General features: G+C 63.2%; 23 protein-coding genes. 6 read left to right on the forward strand and 17 right to left on the reverse strand.

The window, feature by feature from the left end; genetic code table 11:
• Positions 1 to 42 precede the first annotated feature (42 nt).
• From FHW83_RS01445 to FHW83_RS01500, 12 genes are all read right to left on the reverse strand, one after another.
• Positions 43 to 1,464: a DegQ family serine endoprotease gene (locus FHW83_RS01445; protein WP_176644589.1), complete on the reverse strand. Its 1,422-nt coding sequence runs from the start codon at positions 1,462 to 1,464 to the stop codon at positions 43 to 45.
• A 199-nt stretch (positions 1,465 to 1,663) separates the two neighbouring features.
• Entirely contained in the window at positions 1,664 to 1,945 is a 282-nt protein-coding gene (locus FHW83_RS01450; protein WP_176644590.1) for a sigma-E factor negative regulatory protein, read from the reverse strand.
• 72 nt (positions 1,946 to 2,017) lie between these two features.
• Positions 2,018 to 2,620 (reverse strand): RNA polymerase sigma factor RpoE, encoded by a 603-nt coding sequence (rpoE, locus tag FHW83_RS01455; protein ID WP_176644591.1) that lies wholly within the window; start codon positions 2,618 to 2,620, stop codon positions 2,018 to 2,020.
• 77 nt (positions 2,621 to 2,697) lie between these two features.
• Positions 2,698 to 3,123, reverse strand: a complete 426-nt coding sequence (locus FHW83_RS01460) for a protein YgfX (RefSeq protein WP_176644592.1) — start codon at positions 3,121 to 3,123, stop codon at positions 2,698 to 2,700.
• Positions 3,124 to 3,277: 154 nt separating this feature from the next.
• Positions 3,278 to 4,525: a beta-ketoacyl-ACP synthase II gene (fabF, locus tag FHW83_RS01465; RefSeq protein WP_176644593.1), complete on the reverse strand. Its 1,248-nt coding sequence runs from the start codon at positions 4,523 to 4,525 to the stop codon at positions 3,278 to 3,280.
• Positions 4,526 to 4,555: 30 nt separating this feature from the next.
• On the reverse strand, positions 4,556 to 4,795 hold the full coding sequence (gene acpP, locus FHW83_RS01470; RefSeq protein ID WP_055936274.1) for an acyl carrier protein: 240 nt from the start codon (positions 4,793 to 4,795) through the stop codon (positions 4,556 to 4,558).
• Positions 4,796 to 4,937: 142 nt separating this feature from the next.
• Complete coding sequence (gene fabG / locus FHW83_RS01475) at positions 4,938 to 5,684, reverse strand: 3-oxoacyl-ACP reductase FabG (protein ID WP_176644594.1); 747 nt, start codon at positions 5,682 to 5,684, stop codon at positions 4,938 to 4,940.
• 48 nt (positions 5,685 to 5,732) lie between these two features.
• Positions 5,733 to 6,668 (reverse strand): ACP S-malonyltransferase, encoded by a 936-nt coding sequence (gene fabD, locus FHW83_RS01480; RefSeq protein ID WP_176644595.1) that lies wholly within the window; start codon positions 6,666 to 6,668, stop codon positions 5,733 to 5,735.
• Between the two features lie 100 nt (positions 6,669 to 6,768).
• Complete coding sequence (locus FHW83_RS01485) at positions 6,769 to 7,752, reverse strand: beta-ketoacyl-ACP synthase III (RefSeq protein ID WP_304506216.1); 984 nt, start codon at positions 7,750 to 7,752, stop codon at positions 6,769 to 6,771.
• A 16-nt stretch (positions 7,753 to 7,768) separates the two neighbouring features.
• Positions 7,769 to 8,830 (reverse strand): phosphate acyltransferase PlsX, encoded by a 1,062-nt coding sequence (plsX, locus tag FHW83_RS01490; RefSeq protein WP_176644596.1) that lies wholly within the window; start codon positions 8,828 to 8,830, stop codon positions 7,769 to 7,771.
• Positions 8,831 to 8,976: 146 nt separating this feature from the next.
• Entirely contained in the window at positions 8,977 to 9,159 is a 183-nt protein-coding gene (rpmF, locus tag FHW83_RS01495; protein WP_072783806.1) for a 50S ribosomal protein L32, read from the reverse strand.
• A gap of 141 nt (positions 9,160 to 9,300) precedes the next feature.
• On the reverse strand, positions 9,301 to 9,798 hold the full coding sequence (locus FHW83_RS01500; protein WP_155463244.1) for a DUF177 domain-containing protein: 498 nt from the start codon (positions 9,796 to 9,798) through the stop codon (positions 9,301 to 9,303).
• A 125-nt stretch (positions 9,799 to 9,923) separates the two neighbouring features.
• Here FHW83_RS01500 and FHW83_RS01505 point away from each other — a divergent pair, with 125 nt between their 5' ends.
• The gene (locus FHW83_RS01505) at positions 9,924 to 10,514 is read left to right on the forward strand and encodes a Maf-like protein (protein ID WP_176644597.1); all 591 of its coding nucleotides are present in this window, start codon (positions 9,924 to 9,926) and stop codon (positions 10,512 to 10,514) included.
• Position 10,515: 1 nt separating this feature from the next.
• Positions 10,516 to 11,241 carry an SAM-dependent methyltransferase gene (locus tag FHW83_RS01510; protein WP_176644598.1) on the forward strand — a complete coding sequence of 242 codons (726 nt, stop codon included), beginning with the start codon at positions 10,516 to 10,518 and terminating at the stop codon, positions 11,239 to 11,241.
• A 91-nt stretch (positions 11,242 to 11,332) separates the two neighbouring features.
• On the opposite strand, the gene FHW83_RS01515 is transcribed toward FHW83_RS01510, so the two are convergent.
• Positions 11,333 to 12,601: an EAL and HDOD domain-containing protein gene (locus tag FHW83_RS01515; RefSeq protein WP_176644599.1), complete on the reverse strand. Its 1,269-nt coding sequence runs from the start codon at positions 12,599 to 12,601 to the stop codon at positions 11,333 to 11,335.
• A 45-nt stretch (positions 12,602 to 12,646) separates the two neighbouring features.
• On the reverse strand, positions 12,647 to 13,606 hold the full coding sequence (locus tag FHW83_RS01520; RefSeq protein WP_176644600.1) for a 23S rRNA (adenine(2030)-N(6))-methyltransferase RlmJ: 960 nt from the start codon (positions 13,604 to 13,606) through the stop codon (positions 12,647 to 12,649).
• Between the two features lie 165 nt (positions 13,607 to 13,771).
• Between FHW83_RS01520 and FHW83_RS01525 the strand changes: the two genes are divergently transcribed.
• Positions 13,772 to 14,029, forward strand: coding sequence for a hypothetical protein (locus FHW83_RS01525; protein ID WP_135202499.1), 258 nt, complete (start codon positions 13,772 to 13,774; stop codon positions 14,027 to 14,029).
• Positions 14,026 to 14,247 (forward strand): hypothetical protein, encoded by a 222-nt coding sequence (locus FHW83_RS01530; protein ID WP_176644601.1) that lies wholly within the window; start codon positions 14,026 to 14,028, stop codon positions 14,245 to 14,247. Before FHW83_RS01525 ends, FHW83_RS01530 begins: the two co-directional genes overlap by 4 nt.
• A gap of 85 nt (positions 14,248 to 14,332) precedes the next feature.
• Here FHW83_RS01530 and aceA read toward each other — a convergent pair whose 3' ends face one another.
• The 3 genes from aceA to FHW83_RS01545 form a co-directional block, all read right to left on the reverse strand.
• Positions 14,333 to 15,631, reverse strand: coding sequence for an isocitrate lyase (aceA, locus tag FHW83_RS01535; RefSeq protein WP_176644602.1), 1,299 nt, complete (start codon positions 15,629 to 15,631; stop codon positions 14,333 to 14,335).
• A gap of 261 nt (positions 15,632 to 15,892) precedes the next feature.
• On the reverse strand, positions 15,893 to 16,387 hold the full coding sequence (rraA, locus tag FHW83_RS01540) for a ribonuclease E activity regulator RraA (protein WP_176644603.1): 495 nt from the start codon (positions 16,385 to 16,387) through the stop codon (positions 15,893 to 15,895).
• A 38-nt stretch (positions 16,388 to 16,425) separates the two neighbouring features.
• Complete coding sequence (locus FHW83_RS01545; RefSeq protein ID WP_176644604.1) at positions 16,426 to 17,649, reverse strand: MFS transporter; 1,224 nt, start codon at positions 17,647 to 17,649, stop codon at positions 16,426 to 16,428.
• Positions 17,650 to 17,738: 89 nt separating this feature from the next.
• Here FHW83_RS01545 and FHW83_RS01550 point away from each other — a divergent pair, with 89 nt between their 5' ends.
• Positions 17,739 to 18,524: a helix-turn-helix domain-containing protein gene (locus FHW83_RS01550; RefSeq protein WP_176644605.1), complete on the forward strand. Its 786-nt coding sequence runs from the start codon at positions 17,739 to 17,741 to the stop codon at positions 18,522 to 18,524.
• Between the two features lie 106 nt (positions 18,525 to 18,630).
• Positions 18,631 to 19,548, forward strand: a complete 918-nt coding sequence (locus FHW83_RS01555; protein WP_176644606.1) for a sensor domain-containing diguanylate cyclase — start codon at positions 18,631 to 18,633, stop codon at positions 19,546 to 19,548.
• The last annotated feature ends 56 nt before the right edge of the window (positions 19,549 to 19,604 follow it).

Here is a 19,604-nt window from a genome sequence, read left to right on the forward strand (position 1 = left end):
GCTTGCTCAGCATGGGCCCCGGCTTTCGCCGGGGCGACATCCTTATTTCGCGCTCGGGCGCAGCGAGACGAAGCGGGTGTTGCCGTCACGCAGCACCAGAATCACCGATGGCTTCTTCGGATCCAGCTTGGCCACGACCGCGTTGAACTGCTTGGCATCCTTGATATCGGTGTTATTGATCTGCAACAACACATCGCCCTCGGTCAGCCCGGCGCGCTCGGCCACGCCATCGGCGTCGGCCACCACCACGCCGCCGTTGACCTTGAGCTCGGCCTTCTGCGCCGCCGTCAGGTCCTCGACCTTCAGGCCCAGCGCGTTGGCCTTGGCCGGCTCGGCTGGCTCGGCCTTGCCGCCCTTGCCTTTGGCGCCCTTGGCCGGCTTGTCGCCATCCAGCTCCGCCACCGTCACCGGCAGGTTCAGCTCGGCGCCCTTGCGCCACACGGTGACCGTGGCCTTGCTCTCCAGCGCGGTCTCGCCCACCAGGCGCGGCAGGTCGCTCGAACGGTTCACAGGCTTGCCGTTGAACTTGAGGATGATGTCGCCGGCCTTGATGCCGGCCTTGTCGGCGGGACCACCCGGCTCGACCAGCGACACCTCGGCGCCTTGCGCCGACTTCAGGCCCAGCGACTCCGCCACTTCCTTGCTGACTTCGCCAATCTGCACGCCGATGCGGCCGCGCGTGACCTTGCCGTTTTTCTTCAGCTGGTCCGAGACCCGGATCGCCTCGTTGATCGGCACCGCGAACGAGATGCCGTTGGAGCCGCCCGACAACGTGGCGATCTGCGAGTTGATGCCGATCACCTCGCCGCGCATATTGATCAGCGGGCCGCCCGAGTTGCCGGGGTTGACCGCCACGTCGGACTGGATCAGCGGCAGGTATTCGCCGGTGTCGCGCGCCTTGGCCGAGATGATGCCGGCCGTGACCGTGTTTTCCAGATTGAACGGCGAGCCGATCGCGATCACCCATTCACCTGCGCGGATCTTGTCCGAATCGCCCATCAGCAGGAAGGGCAGCTTGTCGCCCTCGATTTTCAGCAGCGCCACGTCGGTGCGGGTGTCGGCGCCCAGCACCTTGGCCTTGAATTCGCGCTTGTCGGTCAGGGTGACGAACACCTCGTCGGCGCCATCCACCACGTGGGCGTTGGTCAGCACATAGCCGTCGGCCGACAGGATGAAGCCGGAACCGACGCCGCGGTTCACCGGCTCGTCGGACGGCGCCGGGCGGCGCTGGCCCCGGCCCTGCGGGCCCGGCATCTGGCCGCCGAAGAAGCGGCGCAGCAATTCCTGCATGTCATCATCGCCCGGCAGGCCGTTGGCGCGGTTGATTTGTTTGGGACGCTCGGTGGTGCGGATATTCACCACCGCCGGGCCAACGCGGTCGACCAGGTCGGCGAAGTCCGGCAGGCCGATCACGGCGCCGGTGACCGCAGTGGCGGCCGTGGCCGGCGACATGCCCAGAGACATCCATATGCTTGCGCCGAGGACCAGCGCGGACAGAGTTTTACTACCAGCAGAGAAGTTATTTTTCATGGAGTATCGATCTCTATAAAGTTCGGGATGCAAGCGCTCCCCCGTCAACGCGGCAGTGCGCGACGTGAGGCTAGCACATGGTAAGCGAAAAGTCGCCATACCGGATGCGCGTCTTGATGATAAGGGTATGCGCTTAAGGAATTATGATGGCGGTTGGCGCTTCTTCAAGAGGGGCCGGCGCCAGCGGATGGGCCGGTTCCGCCGCCAGCGCGGCCGCCAGCCGGGCGCCGAAGCCCGGCCCCGGCTCGGCGCCGGGCGTGCTGCGCAGCACGTCGCCGGTCAGGTGGTAGGCGCGCCAGGCGGCCTGGCCCTCCGGCGTGGCCAGCGCGGCAAAGGCTAGCTCGCGCTCGCTGTCCGACAATTCACCATCGGCCAGCGCCGAGATGTGTTCGTGCAGTCTTTGTGGGGTATCCATCGCGTGTCCCGCCATGTCAAAACAAGTCCGCTCGCTTGCCGGACGCCAACAACCGTTGCCATCATTCCCGCCTTACCAGCGCTTGTCAACCGGCAGGTCGAGCAAGGGCCGCAATTTTTCAGCGATGACTTCGCGGGCGCGGAATATCCGGCTGCGCACCGTGCCGATGGGACAGGCCATGATGTCGGAGATTTCCTCATAGCTCAAGCCCTCGATCTCGCGCAGGGCAATGGCCGTGCGCAGGTCGACCGGCAAGGCGTCCATGGCCGCGTTCACGGTCTGGGCGATCTGCTTGCTCGCCAGCATGGACTCCGGCGTATTGATGTCGCGCAAATGCTCGCCATCGTTAAACGCTTCGGCTTGTTCGGTATCGGCGTCGGTGGACGTGGGCGTGCGCCGCCCCTGCGTCGCCAGGAAATTCTTGGCGGTGTTGATGCCGATGCGGTACAGCCAGGTGTAGAAGGCCGAGTCGCCACGAAAATGCCGCAACGCCCGGTAAGCCTTGATAAAGGTTTCCTGCACCACGTCCTCCGCCTCGGCCGGGTCGTGCACGATGCGCGACAGCAGGCGCATGAGCCGGCGCTGATACTTCGCCACCAGCAAATCAAACGCCTGCTTGTCGCCGGCACGGACCCGTTCGACCAGCAATTGGTCGCACTCGCGTTCTGTCGTCACTCCTGCATTCCTCGGTGGCCTGCAGCGCAGCCGATTCGTCTAGCCATATGCTATAGAGTTAGCTCGCTGCAAGAAGTTCACACTGCCGGCGTGTTTATTTGCGTGCGCGCGGCCGCGCGGCATGCCAGCGCCAGGCCGCGCCACGCGGGGCGCGCCACGCTGTCCGGCAAGACCGCCAGCACCTGCACGCGGCCGGCCTCGTCGGCCAGGCGCAGCAACAGCAGGCGCGGCCACAAGGTCGAACCGCCCAGCAGCCGCAGCGCCGTGCCGTTGTGCTGGTATACCGCCAGCCGCATCTGGCCGACACCGGATATATCAAGCTGGCGCGCGATAGCCGGCGGACGTCCGCACAGCCAGGCCAGCGCGCCCGCCAGCAAGCACAGCAGCGGCGCCGCGACGCCGGGACAGACGGCGGCGGACGCCATCACGCAGCAACACAGGCCGGCATGCGCAATGCGCAAGCCGAGCGAGGGGCGAACGATGACGGACACCGCGATCGACATGGCGACAGCACCACAAACACATGAATAAAAACGGGGGATACAACGTGGAAGCGCCGGCACGAGGCCGGGCAATTCAGGCGCCAGCGAGCGCCGGCGCCGAATTCTCGCTCACCCTGTTTGGACAGGGCGAGCAGAGAATTGGTTCAAACTTTTTTTAGATGCGGCCGAACACCAGGCTGCCGTTGGTGCCGCCGAAGCCGAACGAGTTTTTCACCGCGTACTCGATCTTCATCTCGCGGGCGACGTTGGCGCAGAAGTCCAGGTCGCAAGCCGGGTCCTGGTTGAACAGGTTGATGGTCGGCGGCGACACCTGATGGTGGACCGCCAGCACCGTGAACACCGACTCCAGGCCGCCCGCGCCACCCAGCAGGTGGCCGGTCATCGACTTGGTCGAGTTGACCACCAGCTTTTTGGCGTGGTCGCCGAAAGTGCGCTTGATGCCCTGCACTTCCGCCACGTCGCCTTGCGGCGTCGAGGTGCCGTGCGCGTTCACATACTGCACCTGGTCCGGATTGACGCCGGCGTTGGCCAGCGCGGCCTGCGCCGACTTGCTGCCGCCGCTGCCATCTTCCAGAGGCGAGGTCATGTGGTAGGCGTCGGCGCTCATGCCGAAGCCGACCACCTCGGCGTAGATCTTGGCGCCGCGCGCCTTGGCGTGTTCGTACTCTTCGAGCACCATCACGCCGGCGCCCTCGCCCAGCACGAAGCCGTCACGGTCCTGGTCCCATGGGCGGGACGCGGTGGCCGGATCGTCGTTGCGGGACGACAGCGCCTTGGCCGAGGCGAAACCGCCCAGGCCCAGCGGCGACACGGTCGATTCCGCGCCACCGGCGATCATCACGTCGGCATCGCCGTACTCGATCAGACGAGCGGCGGCGCCGATGCAGTGCAGGCCGGTCGTGCAAGCGGTGACGATCGACAGGTTAGGACCACGCATGCCGTACTTGATCGACAGGTTGCCCGAGATCATATTGATGATCGAGGCAGGCACGAAGAACGGCGAGATACGGCGCGGACCGCGCTTGTCGTAATCCTCCTTCTGTTCTTCGATCATCGGCAGGCCGCCGATACCGGAACCGACCAGCACGCCGATACGATCGGCGTTCTCTTCGGTGACGACCAGGCCGGAGTCGTTCACAGCTTGAATCCCCGCGGCCATGCCGTAATGGATGAAGGTATCCATGTGGCGGGCTTCCTTGGCCGAGATGTAGTCTTCGATGTTGAAGCCTTTGACTTCGCCGGCGAAGCGGGTGCTGAAAGCTGTTGCGTCAAACTTGGTGATGGTGGCGATACCGGATTTGCCCTCGACGGCGGCGGCCCAGGTGTCGGCAATGTTATTGCCGATCGGGGACACGGCGCCCAGGCCGGTAACGACAACACGACGGTTTTTAGAACCTCTCAAGCGATTCTCCTAAAGTCGATCGGGCAGATATTACGCCTTGACGTGCGCGGTAGCGTAGTCGATCGCTTGCTGCACGGTGGTGATTTTTTCTGCTTGTTCGTCAGGGATTTCCATTTCGAACTCGTCTTCCAGTGCCATCACCAGCTCAACGGTGTCCAGCGAGTCAGCGCCCAGATCATCGACGAACGACGATTCGGTTTTGATGTCTGCTTCGGCGACGCCCAGTTGCTCAGCGACGATTTTCTTAACGCGTTGTTCGATATCCGACATGTTATGGCTCCATTTGTTTGTTACGGAAAGCGCGCATTTTATCAGGTTTGCGCGCTGAAAAACTAATTTCAGTGTTTGCTGCTAAATACCCTGAAATACCTATTAAAAGATTTGAATGCGCTTTATTTTAAGCCCATTCTCCTCAGTTCATATACATACCGCCATTCACGTGGAGGGTGGTGCCGGTAATATAAGCGGCTTGCGGCGACGCCAGGAAGGCGACCGCCGCGGCGATGTCCTCTGGCTTGCCGAGGCGCGCCAGCGGAATCTGGGTCAGCAAGGCGGCGTGCTGTTCCTCGCCCAGCGCCTTGGTCATGTCAGTGTCGATGAAGCCCGGCGCCACGCTGTTGACGGTGATGTTGCGGCTGCCGATCTCGCGCGCCAGCGCGCGCGTCATGCCTTCCACGCCGGCCTTGGCGGCGGCGTAGTTGATCTGGCCCGGATTGCCGGCCGAGGCCACCACCGAGGTGATGTTGATGATGCGGCCGGTCTTGGCCTTCATCATGCCGCGCAGCACGGCGCGCGACAGGCGGCCGACCGAGGTCAGGTTGGTGGCGATGACGTTATCCCACTCCTCATCCTTCATGCGCATGGCCAGCTGGTCCTGGGTGATGCCGGCGTTGTTGACCAGGATGCCGACCGCGCCATAGGTTTTGCTGATGTCGTCGATGATGGCGGCGCAGGCTTCGGCGTTGGTGACGTTCAGCACCATGCCCTTGCCGGCTTCCGCGCCGATCTCGGCCAGGTAGGCGGAAATCGCTTCCGCGCCGGCCTCGGTGGTGGCGGTGCCGATCACTTTCGCGCCCTGGCGCGCCAGTTCCTGGGCAATGGCCTTGCCGATGCCGCGCGATGCGCCCGTTACCAGGGCGACTTGATTTGCTAAAGTCATGTAATTCCTTCTACAGTAAATTCGAAGTGTGCCTGAAATCGCAAACGCTTATTTGAGCTCGCTCAATACGCGTTCCAGCGTAGCCTGATCGTAGATCGCGTCGCCCACCAGATTGCCATCGATGCGCTTGGTCAGTCCCATCAGCACCTTGCCCGGACCGCACTCCACCAGCTTGGTCACGCCGCCGGCGGCCATCTTCTGCAGGGTTTCCACCCAGCGCACCGGCGCGGCGGCCTGGCGCACCAGCGCGTCCTTGATGGCGGCCGGGTCGTTCAGCACGGCCACGTCGACGTTGTTGATCAGCTCGATCTGCGGCGCCGAGAAGCTGATGTCGGCCAGGTAGTCGCGCAGGCGGTCCGAGGCCGGCTTCAGCAGCGACGAGTGGAATGGCGCCGACACCGGCAGGCGCATGGCGCGCTTGGCGCCCTTGCCCTTGGCGATCTCGCAGGCGCGCTCGACGGCGGCGGTTTCGCCAGCGATCACCACCTGGGCTGGCGCGTTGAAGTTGACGGCTTCAACAACGCCACCGGCTGCGCCGGCTTCGGCGCAGGCGGCGCGGACGTCGTCATCCGACAGACCCAGCACCACGGCCATGGTGCCCTGCCCGACCGGCACGGCTTCCTGCATGGCTTGCGCGCGGAAGCGCACCAGCGGCACGGCGTCCTTGAAGGCGATCACGCCGGCGGCGACCAGCGCCGAGTATTCACCCAGGCTGTGGCCGGCCACCACCGACGGCACGGCGCCGCCGGCCGCGATCCACGCGCGGTAGGCGGCCACGCCAGCGGTCAGCATGACCGGCTGGGTGTTGGTGGTCAGGTCCAGGTCTTCTTTCGGACCTTCGGCCATCAGCTTGCCGATGTCGAAGCCCAGCGCGTCGGACGCTTCAGCGATGGTCTGGGCCACCACCGGGTTGCCGGCGAAGCCGTCCATCATCGCAATCGCTTGCGAACCTTGGCCTGGGAATACAAAAGCAAATTTCGTCATGACTTCATCCATCTCGTTTTAGTTATTGGCTGCAAAACTAGCATGCAAACATGACAGCCTTGCTACCGTAGAGCCCGTTAGAACTCTAATTCTAATTTACTTAAAAGCGTGCGAGCACGGCGCCCCAGGTGAAGCCGCCACCAACGCCTTCCATCATGACGTTCTGGCCCGGCTTGATGCGGCCATCGCGCACGGCGGCGTCCAGCGCCAGCGGGATCGACGCGGCCGAGGTGTTGCCGTGCTGGTCGACGGTGACGACCATCTTTTCCATCGGCAGGCCCAGCTTCTTGGCGGTGCCGCTCATGATGCGCAGATTGGCCTGGTGCGGGATCAGCCAGTCGATTTCCGACTGCTGCATGCCGGCTTTTTCCAGCGTTTCGTTGGCCACCTTCTCCAGCACGGAGACGGCCATCTTGAACACCGCAGGGCCATCCATGTACAGGTAGGCCTCGCCAGCGGTGGCGCCGGCGAAGGTGTTGGGCATGCACAGGATGTCGGAGTGGCGGCCGTCGGCGTGCAGCGCGCTGGCCAGGATGCCCGGCTCTTTCGACGCGCTCAGCACCACGGCGCCGGCGCCGTCGCCGAACAGCACGCAGGTGGTGCGGTCGTTGAAATCGAGGATGCGGGAGAACACCTCGGCGCCGATCACCAGCACGTTCTTGTGCAGGCCGGCGCGGATGAAGGCGTCGGCGGTCGACAGCGCGTAGACGAAGCCGCTACACACGGCCTGCACGTCGACGGCGGCGCCGTTGTTGGTGATGCCCAGTTTCTGCTGCACGATGCAGGCGGTGCTGGGGAAGCTGCCGAAGAAGTCCGGGGTCGAGCTGGCCACGATGATCAGGTCGATATCGTTGGGCTGCATGCCGGCCATTTCCAGCGCCTTGGTGGCGGCATGCACCGCCAGGTCCGACGACTTCTGTTCAGGCGCGGCGAAATGGCGCGCGGCGATGCCGCTGCGGGTCGTGATCCATTCGTCCGAGGTCTCGATGCCTTTGGCGGCGAGCTGATCAGCCAGTTCCTGGTTGGTCACGCGCTTTTCCGGCAGGTAGCTGCCGGTGCCGATAATTTTGCTATACAAGGTCATGCCGTTCTACCGTCCACTAAATAGTTGAGCTTGGTACTTCCGGGGTCTCGGTGTTGCGCGGCATCAGCTCGGCGATCAGGGTCGAAATATGCGGCAACACGTCATTTTTTGCAGCATCATACGCCCGCTTGAGCGCCCACTCAAAGGAATATGCATCGGCGCCGCCATGGCTCTTGAACACCAGGCCGCGCAAACCCAGCAGGCTGGCGCCGTTGTAACGCGATGGCGACAGGCGTTTCTTGATGTTGTTCAGGGCGCCGCGGCCGAGCAGCGCGCTCAGCATGGTCAGCAGATTGCGGGTGAATTCGGACTTGACGGTGTCGGCGAAGAAGCGCGCCACGCCCTCCACCGCCTTCAGGGTGACGTTGCCGGTGAAGCCGTCGCACACCACGATGTCGGCCGTGCCTTTGAAGATGTCATTGCCTTCCACGTTGCCGTAGAAGTTGAGCGCGCCGCGCTCGTGGTCGGCCTGCAGCAGCTTGCTGGTGGCCTTGACCACGTCGTTGCCCTTGATATCCTCGGTGCCCACGTTGAGCAGGCCGATGGTCGGGCGCGGGATGTTTTCCATGGCCGACACCAGCACCGAGCCCATGATGGCGAACTGGTGCAGGTGGTGCGGTTCGCAGTCGACGTTGGCGCCCAGGTCCAGCATGTAGGTCGGGCCGCCTTTTTGATTCGGCATGATCGAGCAGATCGCCGGGCGATCGACGCCACTCATGGTTTTCAGGATGTAGCGCGCCACAGCCATCAGCGCGCCGGTGTTGCCGGCGGAGACGGAAGCCTGGGCCTTGCCGTCCTTGACTTGCTCGATGGCGACGCGCATCGACGAATCCTTCTTGCGGCGCAGGGCCACTTCGAGCGGATCGTCCATGGTGACTTGTTCGGAGGCGTGCACGATGGAGAGGCGCGGATGCGCGTCGGCATGGTGCTTCTTCAGCTCGGCGCGGATGACGTCTTCGAGACCGACGAGTATCAGTTCGGCATCAGGTTCGCGTTTGACGAAGGAGACAGCTGCGGGAATAGTGACCGACGGGCCGTGATCGCCACCCATGCAGTCGATAGAAATTTTGATTGTCATTGTTATGGCAAGCGGCGGGACCTTGACTACCGGACTCCGCATGGGAACATGACGGTGTGCAAAACTAAATTGCAGCCGATGAAAAAAGAAAAAGCGATGCTACACAAGTCAGCACCGCCTGTTTCCGGGTCCAGCAAGAGCGTTGATTACTCGTCGTTCTTGGTTTTCAGGACTTTACGACCACGATAGAAGCCGTTAGGGCTGATGTGGTGACGCAGGTGGGTTTCACCGGTGGTTGGCTCGATTGCCAGTTGCGGAGCAACCAGGAAATCGTGCGAACGGTGCATACCGCGCTTCGATGGGGATTTTTTGTTCTGTTGAACTGCCATGTTAATGACTCCTAATACTTAAGTTCTAAAATTCTAACACAATCGACCGGCATATACATGCAAATCGAGCCCTACTACTTTGCTACTGCTAACTTGCCAAGACTCGATTAACACGCGTATTGACACGTCTGGTACTACAACTTATTCGGATTTGAGGCTCTTCAGAGCGTCGAACGGCGAGATCTTCTCGCTTTTTGCCTTGTCCAGCAGGCTGGAATCCGGGCAGACATCGTGACGCGGCGACTGCGGCAAGGCCAGCAACGCTTCGTCTTCCACCAGGTACATCAGCTCCATGCTGCGACTGCCGACGATCACATCGATCGATTCGTCGTCAATTCGTTCTTCAATTTCATCTGCATCTTCATCATCCTTACCCAGCATCAGCACGGTCGACGAATCGAGGTGGTGAGCGTAAGGCTGCAAGCAGCGTTGGCAGACCAGTTGCACGGTGCCGTTGACCGACAGCGTCATCTGCGGGATGCCCAGTTTGTGGGTCTCTCCTACTGCTTCCCAGGTAATCTCGCCGGAGGGATTCGCGCACTCCTTGGCCAGACGGGTCAGTTCAGCAACAGGCGTCGTGCCTGACTGGCTGCTGTTGGTCCGACAGAATTCAAAGGTGTCGATCACAAGAGCATTCATTACAGAGTTTCCCCGGAAAACCTGCGATAATAACAGGGTTTTCGCATTCAAGTCAAAAACTTAGCGATTTTTTCGCTATTTCTACCGCCAGCATTACCGGCGAGAGAGCATATAACAGTTCCCTCATGACATCAAGTTTACTCGTACTGGCCTCCAGTTCGGCCTACCGCAAAGAGTTATTGTCGCGCCTGCAACTACCGTTCGAAGTGGCCGCGCCCGACATCGACGAAACCCCGCTGCCCGGCGAAACACCGAGCGCCACCGCCCTGCGCCTGGCGCGGGAAAAGGCCGCCGCCGTGGCGGCCAAAATGCCCGGCGCCATCGTGATCGGCTCGGACCAGGTGGCCACGCTGGATGATGAACAAATCGGCAAGCCCGGCAACCATGCCAACGCGCTGGCGCAATTGCAGAAAATGCGCGGGCGCGAGGTCATCTTCCACACCGCGCTGTGCGTGTGGGATGGCCGCAACCACACGGCTCAGGTGGAAGACATCCAGACCGTGGTGAAGTTCCGTGATTTGCCCGATGCCGAGCTGGACGCCTATCTGCGCATCGAGCAGCCCTATGACTGCGCCGGCAGCGCCAAGAACGAGGCGCTGGGCATCGCCATCCTCGAGCGCATCGACAGCCGCGACCCGACCGCCCTCACCGGCTTGCCTTTAATCGCCCTGACAGGCATGCTGCGCAACCTTGGCGTCAGCTTCTTCAACAAATAACATGACCGGCACCCTCTTTTTAATCCCGAACACCCTGGGCGACACCGAAGCGCTCAACCACGTGCTGCCCGAGCAGGTGCAGCGCGTCACCTCCCAGCTGGACTACTTCGTGGCCGAAAACGCCAAGACCGCGCGCGCGTTCCTGAAACTGGTTGGCGCCCAGCATCCGCTGTGCAAGCCGATGCAGGAAATCCAGATCGCGGAATTGAACGTGAACACCCCGGCGGCCGCCCTGAACGACCTGCTGGCGCCGCTGCTGGCGGGCCGCGATGGCGGGCTGGTGTCGGAGGCGGGCGTGCCGGCGGTGGCCGATCCGGGCGCGGATCTGGTGCGGCTGGCGCATCAGCACAAGATTCCGGTGCGGCCGCTGGTGGGGCCGTCGTCGCTGCTGCTGGCGGTGATGGCGAGCGGATTGAACGGGCAGAGTTTTGCCTTCAATGGCTATCTACCGACCGATGCGGGCCAGCGCGACAAGCGCATCAAGGAACTGGAACAGCGTTCGCGCAAGGAGAAGCAGACGCAGCTGTTTATCGAAACTCCGTATCGCAACGCCGCCATGCTGGAGGCACTGGTGGCGGCCTGCGCGCCGGGCACGCTGGTGTGCGTGGCGACCGATCTCAGCCTGCCAAGCGAAACTATCCGCACCTTGACGGCGGCGCAGTGGAAGACCGCGCCCGCGCCTGACTTCCACAAAAAGCCGACCGTGTTCCTGCTCCTCGGCCAGTAACATCGTCATTCCGGCGAAGGCGGACGGTCCGACGACGCGGTCCATGCCGGGCATGCGTTCCATGGATTCCGGCCTTCGCCGGAATGACGATTCAGATGCCGCGGGTGTACTCCGTCACCCACTCAATAGCCGCCAGCTGGATCGCGTACAACTCGGCCGGCTTGAGGTCCAGCTGGTGCAGCATATCCGCCAGCACCCGCGTGTCGCGCCCGCGCTCGATGTGCTCGATCAGGCTCAGCATCGCACCATAATCGCCCGAGCGATGCAGCAGCGCCGCCCTCACCTCGTCCAGCACGTTCACGCTTTCCAGCACTTCGCGCATGTGGATCGAGAACAGCGTGTCCATCAGCGACATCACGCCCACCGTGAAGCCGATGTCCGCGCTCACGCGCTGCCCCGGCCTGCGGTGCTCGACCATCAACTCCATGGTCTTGCCGCGCGTGGTGGCCAGCTGCAGCAGCGGCGAGGTGAACTCCTGCGTGCCGCCATTCTTCACATACAGCAGGATCTGCAGCCAGCGCCGCAGCTGACGCCGGCCCAGCACCATCAGCGCGTGCCCGACCGAGTTGATGCGCTGGCGCGCGCCCACCGCCGGCGTGTTCACCAGCCGCAGCAGGTTCAGGGTGATCAGCGCGTCATGCTTGACGCTCTGCTCGATCTCGCTGTTGCTGGCATCGCGATCGAGCAGCTCCAGCAGATGCAGCACACTCATTTGCGATGGCGAGATCTTCTTGCCGCTCAAGATCACCGGCCGCGCAAAATAGTAGCCCTGGAAGTATTCGAAGCCGAGCTCCATGCACTCCTGGAATTCCTCGACCGTCTCCACCTTCTCGGCCAGCAGCTTTTGCCCGGGATTTTTCAGCACCCGCGCCAGCGCCGGCAGGGTGCCAGGCTGCATGTCCTTGATATCGACCTTGATGACATCGCACAGCGGCGTGAATTTCTGCACATCCTCCGACTGCCCGACCACATCGTCCAGCGCGAACTTGAAGCCCGCCTGCTTCAGCTCGCGCACGCGGTTCAGCACTTCCGGCGTGGCTTTCACCGTTTCCAGGATTTCGAGGATGACCTTGTCATTCGGCAGGAAGCGGATGAAATCGCTCATCAGGCCGACCGCATCGACGTTCACGAACGCCATCTGGTCGCCCACCACCTGCCCCATGCCCAGTTCGGCGGCATGGGCGATCACGGTGGCGGTGGCTTCGGTGTCGTCGGTGACCTGCGCGCCGTTGTAGGCGCCGGCGTCGCGGAAGAGTAATTCGTATGCCACCAGCCGCTGTCCCCGGTTGAGGATGGGTTGGCGCGCGAGGAAGAAATTATCAGCTAACTTGGATGATGCCGGTGTCGAGGCTAACATCATGGGGAGCTCCCATTGTCAATCTGCTTGACACCAGCCTATACCCGTTTATGTAGTCTTGACAATATTTTTCTGCCGAACAGGAGGGCGGCGCTCGCCAGTGTTGCGTCCAGCCGTCGCCTGGGTGCCGCTCTCGAGCGTAAAGCGCGCGCCGCTGTCCACGCCCAGCGCCTTCACCAGCCACGGCATCACCTGTTTCAGCATCGGCTCCAGCGTGTAAGGCGGGTTCAGGATGAACATGCCGCTGCTGTGCAGGCCGCCGATCCCGTCCGGCATCGGCTTCTTGATGGTCAGCACCACGTTCAGCCAGGTGGCGGCCGGCAGCTGCTTCAGCTTGTCCGCGAACTGGCGCGATTCCATGCGCTGCAGCAGCGGATACCAGACCGCGTAGGTGCCGGTCGGGAAGCGCCCCAGCGCCTCGGCCAGCGCGTCCTTGGTCTTTTTGTAGTCCTGCTTGTCCTCGTACGGCGGGTCGATCAGCACCAGCGCGCGGCGCGACGGCGGCGGCAGCAGCGCTTTCAGCGAGGCGAAACCGTCGCTGCGGTTGACGATCACGCGCTTGCCGCGCACGGTGGAACGGATGCCCTGGGCCGCCGCGTGCTCCTCCAGCTTGCGGAAGTTATCGGCCAGCAGCTTGGCGTCGGCCGGGTGCATCTCGAACAGGCGCAGGCGGTCCTGCTCGCGCGCCACCCGCTCGGCGATGTACGGCGAGCCGGGGTAGAAGCGCATCTTGCCGCTGGGGTTCATGGCGCGCACCAGGTCGACGTATTCCTGGACCGGCGCCGGCATCTCCGTCAGGTTCCACAGCTTGCCGATGCCGGTGTCGTACTCGGCATTCTTGGAGGCGAACGCGCCATCGAGCTCGTAGACGCCGGCGCCCGAATGCGTGTCGATGTAGCTGTAGGCCACATCTTTCTGGTTCAGGTACTGCAGCAACTGGATGGTGATGAAGTGCTTGAGCACGTCGGCGTGGTTACCCGCGTGGAAGGCGTGGCGGTAAGAGAACATAAGCTGGTGATCCTGATTGATTCAATCCGACATTATCCCTCAGAACGCCCGCGCCACCAAAAAAGCGCTCACCTCGTTTGCATCAAAGCGCGCGCAAGCAAGCTGACTAAGATGGAACTGCCGCGCGCGCATCCGCGAGCGTGGCGTTCTTTCATGGAGGAGATTATGGCTTTTAACAACGTAGGGCCGCTGACCTTCCTGGCGCCCGGTCAAACCGCGTTCTGGAGCTACACCTACGGCGCCGACCACGGCACCCAGTTCGCTTCGGCTGACGTGAAGACGCCCAACCAGGGCGCCGTCCACCTGGCCGACCAGCAACGCAAGCGCAAGGACAACAACGGCAACGCAACGTACTTCGTCGCCATCCACAACCAGGGTGTCGGCGGCTGCTTCCACAATCTGCAAGGCGGAGGAATGTCATGAAAATGACCATCGTAACGGACGTGCACGGCAACGTGCTGGGCGCCGTACAGGGCCACAACCTGTCGGAGAAGAAGGATGGCGTGGAGGCGACGGTGTCGTTCGCGCCCGGTCATGCCACCCACATGATCGACGTTGACGACGACCTCAGCACGGTCGATGACGTCGAGGAATTCCAGCAGCGCCTGCGCCGCCACCTGCAACAGCATCAGCAGCCGTAAACGGCAAAGCGGCAGCGATTGTGTCGCTGCCGCTTCTGGCGCGGGCAAGTGTCGCCCGCCCGCGCCATCTCACTCCCTTTTATCGTTACGCCACTTTCTTGGCCTCGAAGAATTGCTCGTCTTCGGTCGAACCGTGCAGCGCGGTGGTCGACGACTGGCCGTTCTGGATGGTCTGGGTCACGGCGTCGAAGTAGCCGGTGCCGACCTCGCGCTGGTGCTTGACGGCGGTGAAGCCCTTTTCCGCTGCGGCGAATTCCGCTTCCTGCAGTTCCACGAAGGCCGACATCTGGCGGCGCGCATAGCCGTGCGCCAGGTTGAACATGCCGTAGTTCAGCGAGTGGAAGCCGGCCAGCGTGATGAACTGGAACTTGTAGCCCATGGCGCCCAGTTCTTTCTGGAACCTGGCGATGGTGGCGTCGTCCAGGTTTTTCTTCCAGTTGAACGATGGCGAGCAGTTATAGGCCAGCATCTTGCCCGGGAACCTGGCGTGCACGGCTTCCGCGAACTGCTTGGCGAAGGCCAGGTCCGGCTTGCCGGTTTCGCACCACACCAGGTCGGCGTACGGCGCGTAAGCCAGGGCGCGCGAGATCGACTGCTCCAGGCCGTTGCGGACCTTGTAGAAGCCTTCCACGGTGCGCTCGCCGGTGCAGAATGGCTGGTCGTTGGCGTCCACGTCCGAGGTCAGCAGGTCGGCGGCCTCGGCGTCGGTACGGGCGATCACCAGGGTCGAGGTGCCCATCACGTCGGCCGCCAGGCGGGCGGCGGTCAGTTTTTCCACCGCTTCGCGGGTAGGCACCAGCACCTTGCCGCCCATGTGGCCGCATTTCTTGACCGAGGCCAGCTGGTCTTCGAAGTGCACGCCGGCGGCGCCCGCCTCGATCATGGATTTCATCAGCTCGTAGGCGTTCAGCACGCCGCCGAAGCCGGCTTCGGCGTCGGCCACGATCGGGGCGAAGAAGTCGATGTCGTCCTTGCCTTCCGACCACTGGATCTGGTCGGCGCGCTGGAAGGTGTTGTTGATGCGGCGAACCACCATCGGCACCGAGTTGGCCGGGTACAGCGACTGGTCGGGGTACATTTCGCCGGCCAGGTTGGCGTCGCCGGCCACTTGCCAGCCCGACAGGTAGATGGCTTTCAGGCCGGCCTTCACCTGTTGCATGGCCTGATTGCCGGTCAGCGCGCCCAGCGCGTTGACGAAGGGCTCGTTGTTCACCAGGTTCCACAGCTTCTCGGCCCCGCGCTGGGCCAGGGTGTGCTCGATCTTGATCGAACCGCGCAGGCGCACCACGTCTTCAGCGGTGTAGGTGCGGGTGACGCCCTTCCAGCGCGGATTGGTGTCCCAGTCTTTTTGCAGTTCTGCGATTTGCTGTTCACGGGTTGCCATGGGGTTCTCCTATTCATCAAGACGGTCAAAAGCGAAAAGCCGTTAGACAAATAATAGAACCTTTTGTGCCGCGCACCAATGGTCTTCTATAAGACACATAAGCAAATTAATTTTGATAAAAATCAATTAGTTAATTGATGTTTTCCATGATACGGAAAGATATTTCTCAGCATGGAAGATTTTGATGCTGCGTTACCGCATCATTTCTCACGATGTGAAACATATCTCTCGCATGATGAAAAACCGGCGGCGCAACATGCATCAAGCCAGTTTCTGCTGTGCGATCAACACCCCGTCGGCATCGGCGTACACCCAGTCGCCCGGGCTGACCGGCACGCCGGCGATGTGCACGCGCACGTTGCGCTCGCCCACGCCCTTCTTGGCGCTCTTCTGCGGATGCGCGCCCAGCGCGCGCACGCCGATGTCGCAGGCGTTGATCTCATCGGTGTCGCGGATGCAGCCGTCCACGATGATGCCGGCCCAGCCGTTGTCCTGAGCCAGCAAGCCCAGCTGGCCGCCGACCAGCGCGCGGCGCAGGCTGCCGCCGCCATCGACCACCAGCACGTTGCCGTCGCCGGGCGTTTCCAGCGTGGCGCGCACCAGCGCGTTATCCTCATGCACCTTCAGCGTCGAGACGCGGCCGGAAAAGCGCACGCGCTGGCCGTAGTGGCGAAACACGGGCGGCAGCACCGCCAGCCGGCCGTCATCCAGCAGGTTGGCGTTGTCGTCGCATAAATCGGTGGTGGCAAAGCTCATCGCGGTCCTCTTGCATAGTTATTAAGATGGACTTTATTCTATGCGGTTTTGGGCATCGCGGCCATGCGGCTGTTGCTGCCGACGCCCAGCGCGGTCAGGATCACCAGCGCCTGGAACAGGCCGATCCCCACGAACACGCCGGCCGGCTGGTGCGCGTCCATCAGCACGCCGAACAGCATGGCGCCCAGCGCCAGGCCGCTGTCCAGGCCGGAATACACGACGCCAAACACGCGGCCGGTGGCGTTGGCCGGCGCCGCGCCGCGTATCATCAGATCGCGTGACGGGCCGGAGATGCCGGTCACCAGGCCGATCAAGCCCATCAGCACCACCGCCATCCAGGCCGGCACCACGGCCGCCGCCAGCACCAGCGCCAGCACGGCAGCCGTGCCGAACGCGATCATGATGATGCGGTCATGGTTGCGGCTGCCCGCGCCCAGGAAACCGCCGTACACCATGCCGGCCGCCGAGGCGAACATGAAGCAGGTGTAGGCCGAGGTGGCGGTCGCCAGCGACATCCCGTACAGGCTGACCAGGCTGGTGGCGGCGAAGGTCTGGATGCCGGCCAGCGCGATGGCGGAAATCAGGAAGAAGGCAAAGCACAGCCACACCACCTTCAGCTTGAGGAAGCCGAAAGCGCTGCCCCCGGCCGCCCCCTGCTTGCCGGCCACCGGCACGGCGACCGGTTCGGGCCGCAAGGCGTAGCGGTTCAGGACCAGCAGCGCCAGCACCGCGAAGGCCACGCCCGAAGCCGCCAGCAAGGCGACGCGCCAGCCGGCGCGGCCGGCCACGAAGGTCAGGAACAGCGGCGACATGGCCCAGCCGATATTGCCGCTGATGCCGTGCACCGAGAACCCGTGCGCCAGCCGCGCCTTGGACACGCGCTGATTGAGCAAGGTGTAGTCGGCCGGGTGGAACACGCTGTTGCCGCAGCCGGCCAGGAAGGCGCCCAGCATCAGCTGCACATAGCTGTGCGCGCTTGACAGCAGCACCGCCGACAGCCCCAGCAGCGCGATCCCGCTGAACAGCACGGTGCGCGCGCCCAGCCGGTCGACCACGAAGCCGGCCATGGCCTGGCCGACGCCGGACACCACGAAAAAGATCGTCATCAGCAAGCCCAGCTGAGAATAGCTGAGGCCGAATTCCGGCTTCAGCCACGGGATCAGCGCCGCCAGGATCACGTGATAAAAGTGCGAAGTACCATGCGCCAGCCCGACCAGCGTAATCACGCGGGCGTCCTGGCGCAGCAAAGTCTTGTCATTCATGCCGCTCTCTCCATGTTGTTTGCTGAAGTCTAAGCAATTTGCCGCCGTCTGATTTAAGATAGAGCGACAACATTTATCGCGTTTACGCCATGTCCATTTCTCAAGCCAGCCAGAAGCGCCCCGACCGCAAGCTGCCCGCCCCGACGGCCGCACTGCCCATCACCCTGGCCGGCTGCGACCTGCGGGCCACGGTAATGCTCGAGCCGCACCACCACGAATGGGGACAGCTCACCTACGCCGTGCATGGCGTCATCCGAGTGGAAGCCAATAACAGCAGCTGGATCGTGCCGCCACAGCGCGCGGTGTGGATACCGGGCGGCGTGGTGCACAGTGTGACGGTGCTGGAAGACAGCCTCTTGCGGCCAATGCGGGTGTACGCCGGGCGCGCGCCCTTCCCCGGCCCGGAATGCAAGGTGCTGGAGCTGTCCGGCCTGCTGCGCGAACTGCTGGCGGCGCTGGAAAAGCTCGACCGCCAGCAACGGTCGCGGCGCGAGCTGCTGTTGATCGAGATGATCCTGGACGAAATTCCCCGCTGTGCCGAGCACCCCATGCATGTGCCCCTGCCCAGCGACAAACGTCTGAAAGCCCTGTGCGATGCTTTGATGGCCGCTCCCGGCGCCGAATTCACACTGGCCGATTGGGCCGCGCAGGTGGGCGCCTCGGAGCGCACCCTCAGCCGCCTGTTCGAACGCGAGCTGGGCATGGGCTTCGGCCACTGGCGCCAGCAGGTGCGGCTGGCGCACGCGGCGCCCCTGATCGCGCGCGGCGTGCCGCTGTCGCAGGTGGCGGCCGAACTGGGCTACGCCAGCCAGTCGGCGTTCTCGGCCATGTTCCGCAAGAGCTTCGGCTGCTCGCCGTCGAGCTTCTTTAAATAACAACAATAATTCTTCGTCAAGTTTTCATTTTTTGTGCCGATAACGTTTGCTTGGAGAAAAGTACGGTACATTAGTGGACACTTATCAATTACAAAAAAGATATCGAATGGCGGATCTGTCTCTGTTCTCGGGCGAGCAAATCGCGGCGCTGCTGTCGGCGCTGCCGGACCCTGCATTCATTCTGACGCGCAGCGGCCGCTATGCCGCCCTGTTTGGCGGCGCCGACAGCCGCTATTACCACGACGGCAGCAGCCTGGTGGGCAAATACATCTCGGACGTGCTGAGCGCGGAAAAAGCCGCGTGGTTCGAATCGCAGATCGCCATGGCGCTGGCCTCGCGCGGCTTGCATGTGGTGGAATATCCGCTGGCGGCGGACGACGTCAAGGGCGTGGGCGGCCCCGGGCCGCTGGACCCGATCTGGTTTGAGGGCCGGGTGCAGCCGCTGGAATACCAGGTGATGGGCGAGGACGCGGTGCTGTGGGTGGCTAGTAACATCACCGCCAGCAAGAAGCTGGAAGCGCTGCTGCGCATGCAGAGCGAAACCGACGCGCTGACCGGCCTGCCCAACCGGCGCAAGCTGATGAGCGGCCTGACCGAGCATTTCGAGCTGTTCGCGCGCTACAAGACGCCCACCTCGGTGCTGATCTTCGACATCGACCACTTCAAGGGCATCAACGACGAGTACGGCCACCTGGTGGGCGACAAGGCGATCACGGTCACGGCCGAAGTGTGCCGGCGCGAATTGCGCGCGGCCGACTTCCCGGCCCGCCTGGGCGGCGATGAATTCGTGGTGCTGATGCCGCACACCGGCGCCGGCCACGCGTTGACGATTTCGGAGCGGCTACGGCTGAAGATCGCGGAAGGCTTGCTGGACCTGGGCACGCTGGGGAAAGGCGCCACCATCAGCGGCGGCCTGAGCGAGATGACCGTGGGCGACACCTCGTATGAGGAAGTGCTGAAACGGGCGGACGATGCCCTGTACCGCGCCAAGCGCGACGGTCGCAACCGCATCGTCCTCCACTGACGTCATTCCCGCGCAGGCGGGAATCCATGCTGAGCATGGACTCCCGCCGACGCGGG

Source organism: Duganella sp. SG902, assembly GCF_013376005.1.
Classification (GTDB): Bacteria; Pseudomonadota; Gammaproteobacteria; order Burkholderiales; family Burkholderiaceae_D; genus Rugamonas.

Bases quoted from the DNA above. Each gene is read 5' to 3' on its own strand.
- FHW83_RS01445 (WP_176644589.1), bottom strand. From the start codon at position 1,464: ATGTCTCTGGGCATGTCGCCGGCCACGGCCGCCACTGCGGTCACCGGC.
- FHW83_RS01450 (WP_176644590.1), bottom strand. From the start codon at position 1,945: ATGGATACCCCACAAAGACTGCACGAACACATCTCGGCGCTGGCCGAT.
- FHW83_RS01460 (WP_176644592.1), bottom strand. From the start codon at position 3,123: ATGTCGATCGCGGTGTCCGTCATCGTTCGCCCCTCGCTCGGCTTGCGC.
- acpP (WP_055936274.1), bottom strand. From the start codon at position 4,795: ATGTCGGATATCGAACAACGCGTTAAGAAAATCGTCGCTGAGCAACTG.
- fabG (WP_176644594.1), bottom strand. From the start codon at position 5,684: ATGACTTTAGCAAATCAAGTCGCCCTGGTAACGGGCGCATCGCGCGGC.
- fabD (WP_176644595.1), bottom strand. From the start codon at position 6,668: ATGACGAAATTTGCTTTTGTATTCCCAGGCCAAGGTTCGCAAGCGATT.
- FHW83_RS01485 (WP_304506216.1), bottom strand. From the start codon at position 7,752: ATGACCTTGTATAGCAAAATTATCGGCACCGGCAGCTACCTGCCGGAA.
- plsX (WP_176644596.1), bottom strand. From the start codon at position 8,830: ATGACAATCAAAATTTCTATCGACTGCATGGGTGGCGATCACGGCCCG.
- rpmF (WP_072783806.1), bottom strand. From the start codon at position 9,159: ATGGCAGTTCAACAGAACAAAAAATCCCCATCGAAGCGCGGTATGCAC.
- FHW83_RS01500 (WP_155463244.1), bottom strand. From the start codon at position 9,798: ATGAATGCTCTTGTGATCGACACCTTTGAATTCTGTCGGACCAACAGC.
- FHW83_RS01505 (WP_176644597.1), top strand. From the start codon at position 9,924: ATGACATCAAGTTTACTCGTACTGGCCTCCAGTTCGGCCTACCGCAAA.
- FHW83_RS01510 (WP_176644598.1), top strand. From the start codon at position 10,516: ATGACCGGCACCCTCTTTTTAATCCCGAACACCCTGGGCGACACCGAA.
- FHW83_RS01515 (WP_176644599.1), bottom strand. From the start codon at position 12,601: ATGATGTTAGCCTCGACACCGGCATCATCCAAGTTAGCTGATAATTTC.
- FHW83_RS01520 (WP_176644600.1), bottom strand. From the start codon at position 13,606: ATGTTCTCTTACCGCCACGCCTTCCACGCGGGTAACCACGCCGACGTG.
- FHW83_RS01525 (WP_135202499.1), top strand. From the start codon at position 13,772: ATGGCTTTTAACAACGTAGGGCCGCTGACCTTCCTGGCGCCCGGTCAA.
- FHW83_RS01530 (WP_176644601.1), top strand. From the start codon at position 14,026: ATGAAAATGACCATCGTAACGGACGTGCACGGCAACGTGCTGGGCGCC.
- aceA (WP_176644602.1), bottom strand. From the start codon at position 15,631: ATGGCAACCCGTGAACAGCAAATCGCAGAACTGCAAAAAGACTGGGAC.
- rraA (WP_176644603.1), bottom strand. From the start codon at position 16,387: ATGAGCTTTGCCACCACCGATTTATGCGACGACAACGCCAACCTGCTG.
- FHW83_RS01545 (WP_176644604.1), bottom strand. From the start codon at position 17,649: ATGAATGACAAGACTTTGCTGCGCCAGGACGCCCGCGTGATTACGCTG.
- FHW83_RS01550 (WP_176644605.1), top strand. From the start codon at position 17,739: ATGTCCATTTCTCAAGCCAGCCAGAAGCGCCCCGACCGCAAGCTGCCC.
- FHW83_RS01555 (WP_176644606.1), top strand. From the start codon at position 18,631: ATGGCGGATCTGTCTCTGTTCTCGGGCGAGCAAATCGCGGCGCTGCTG.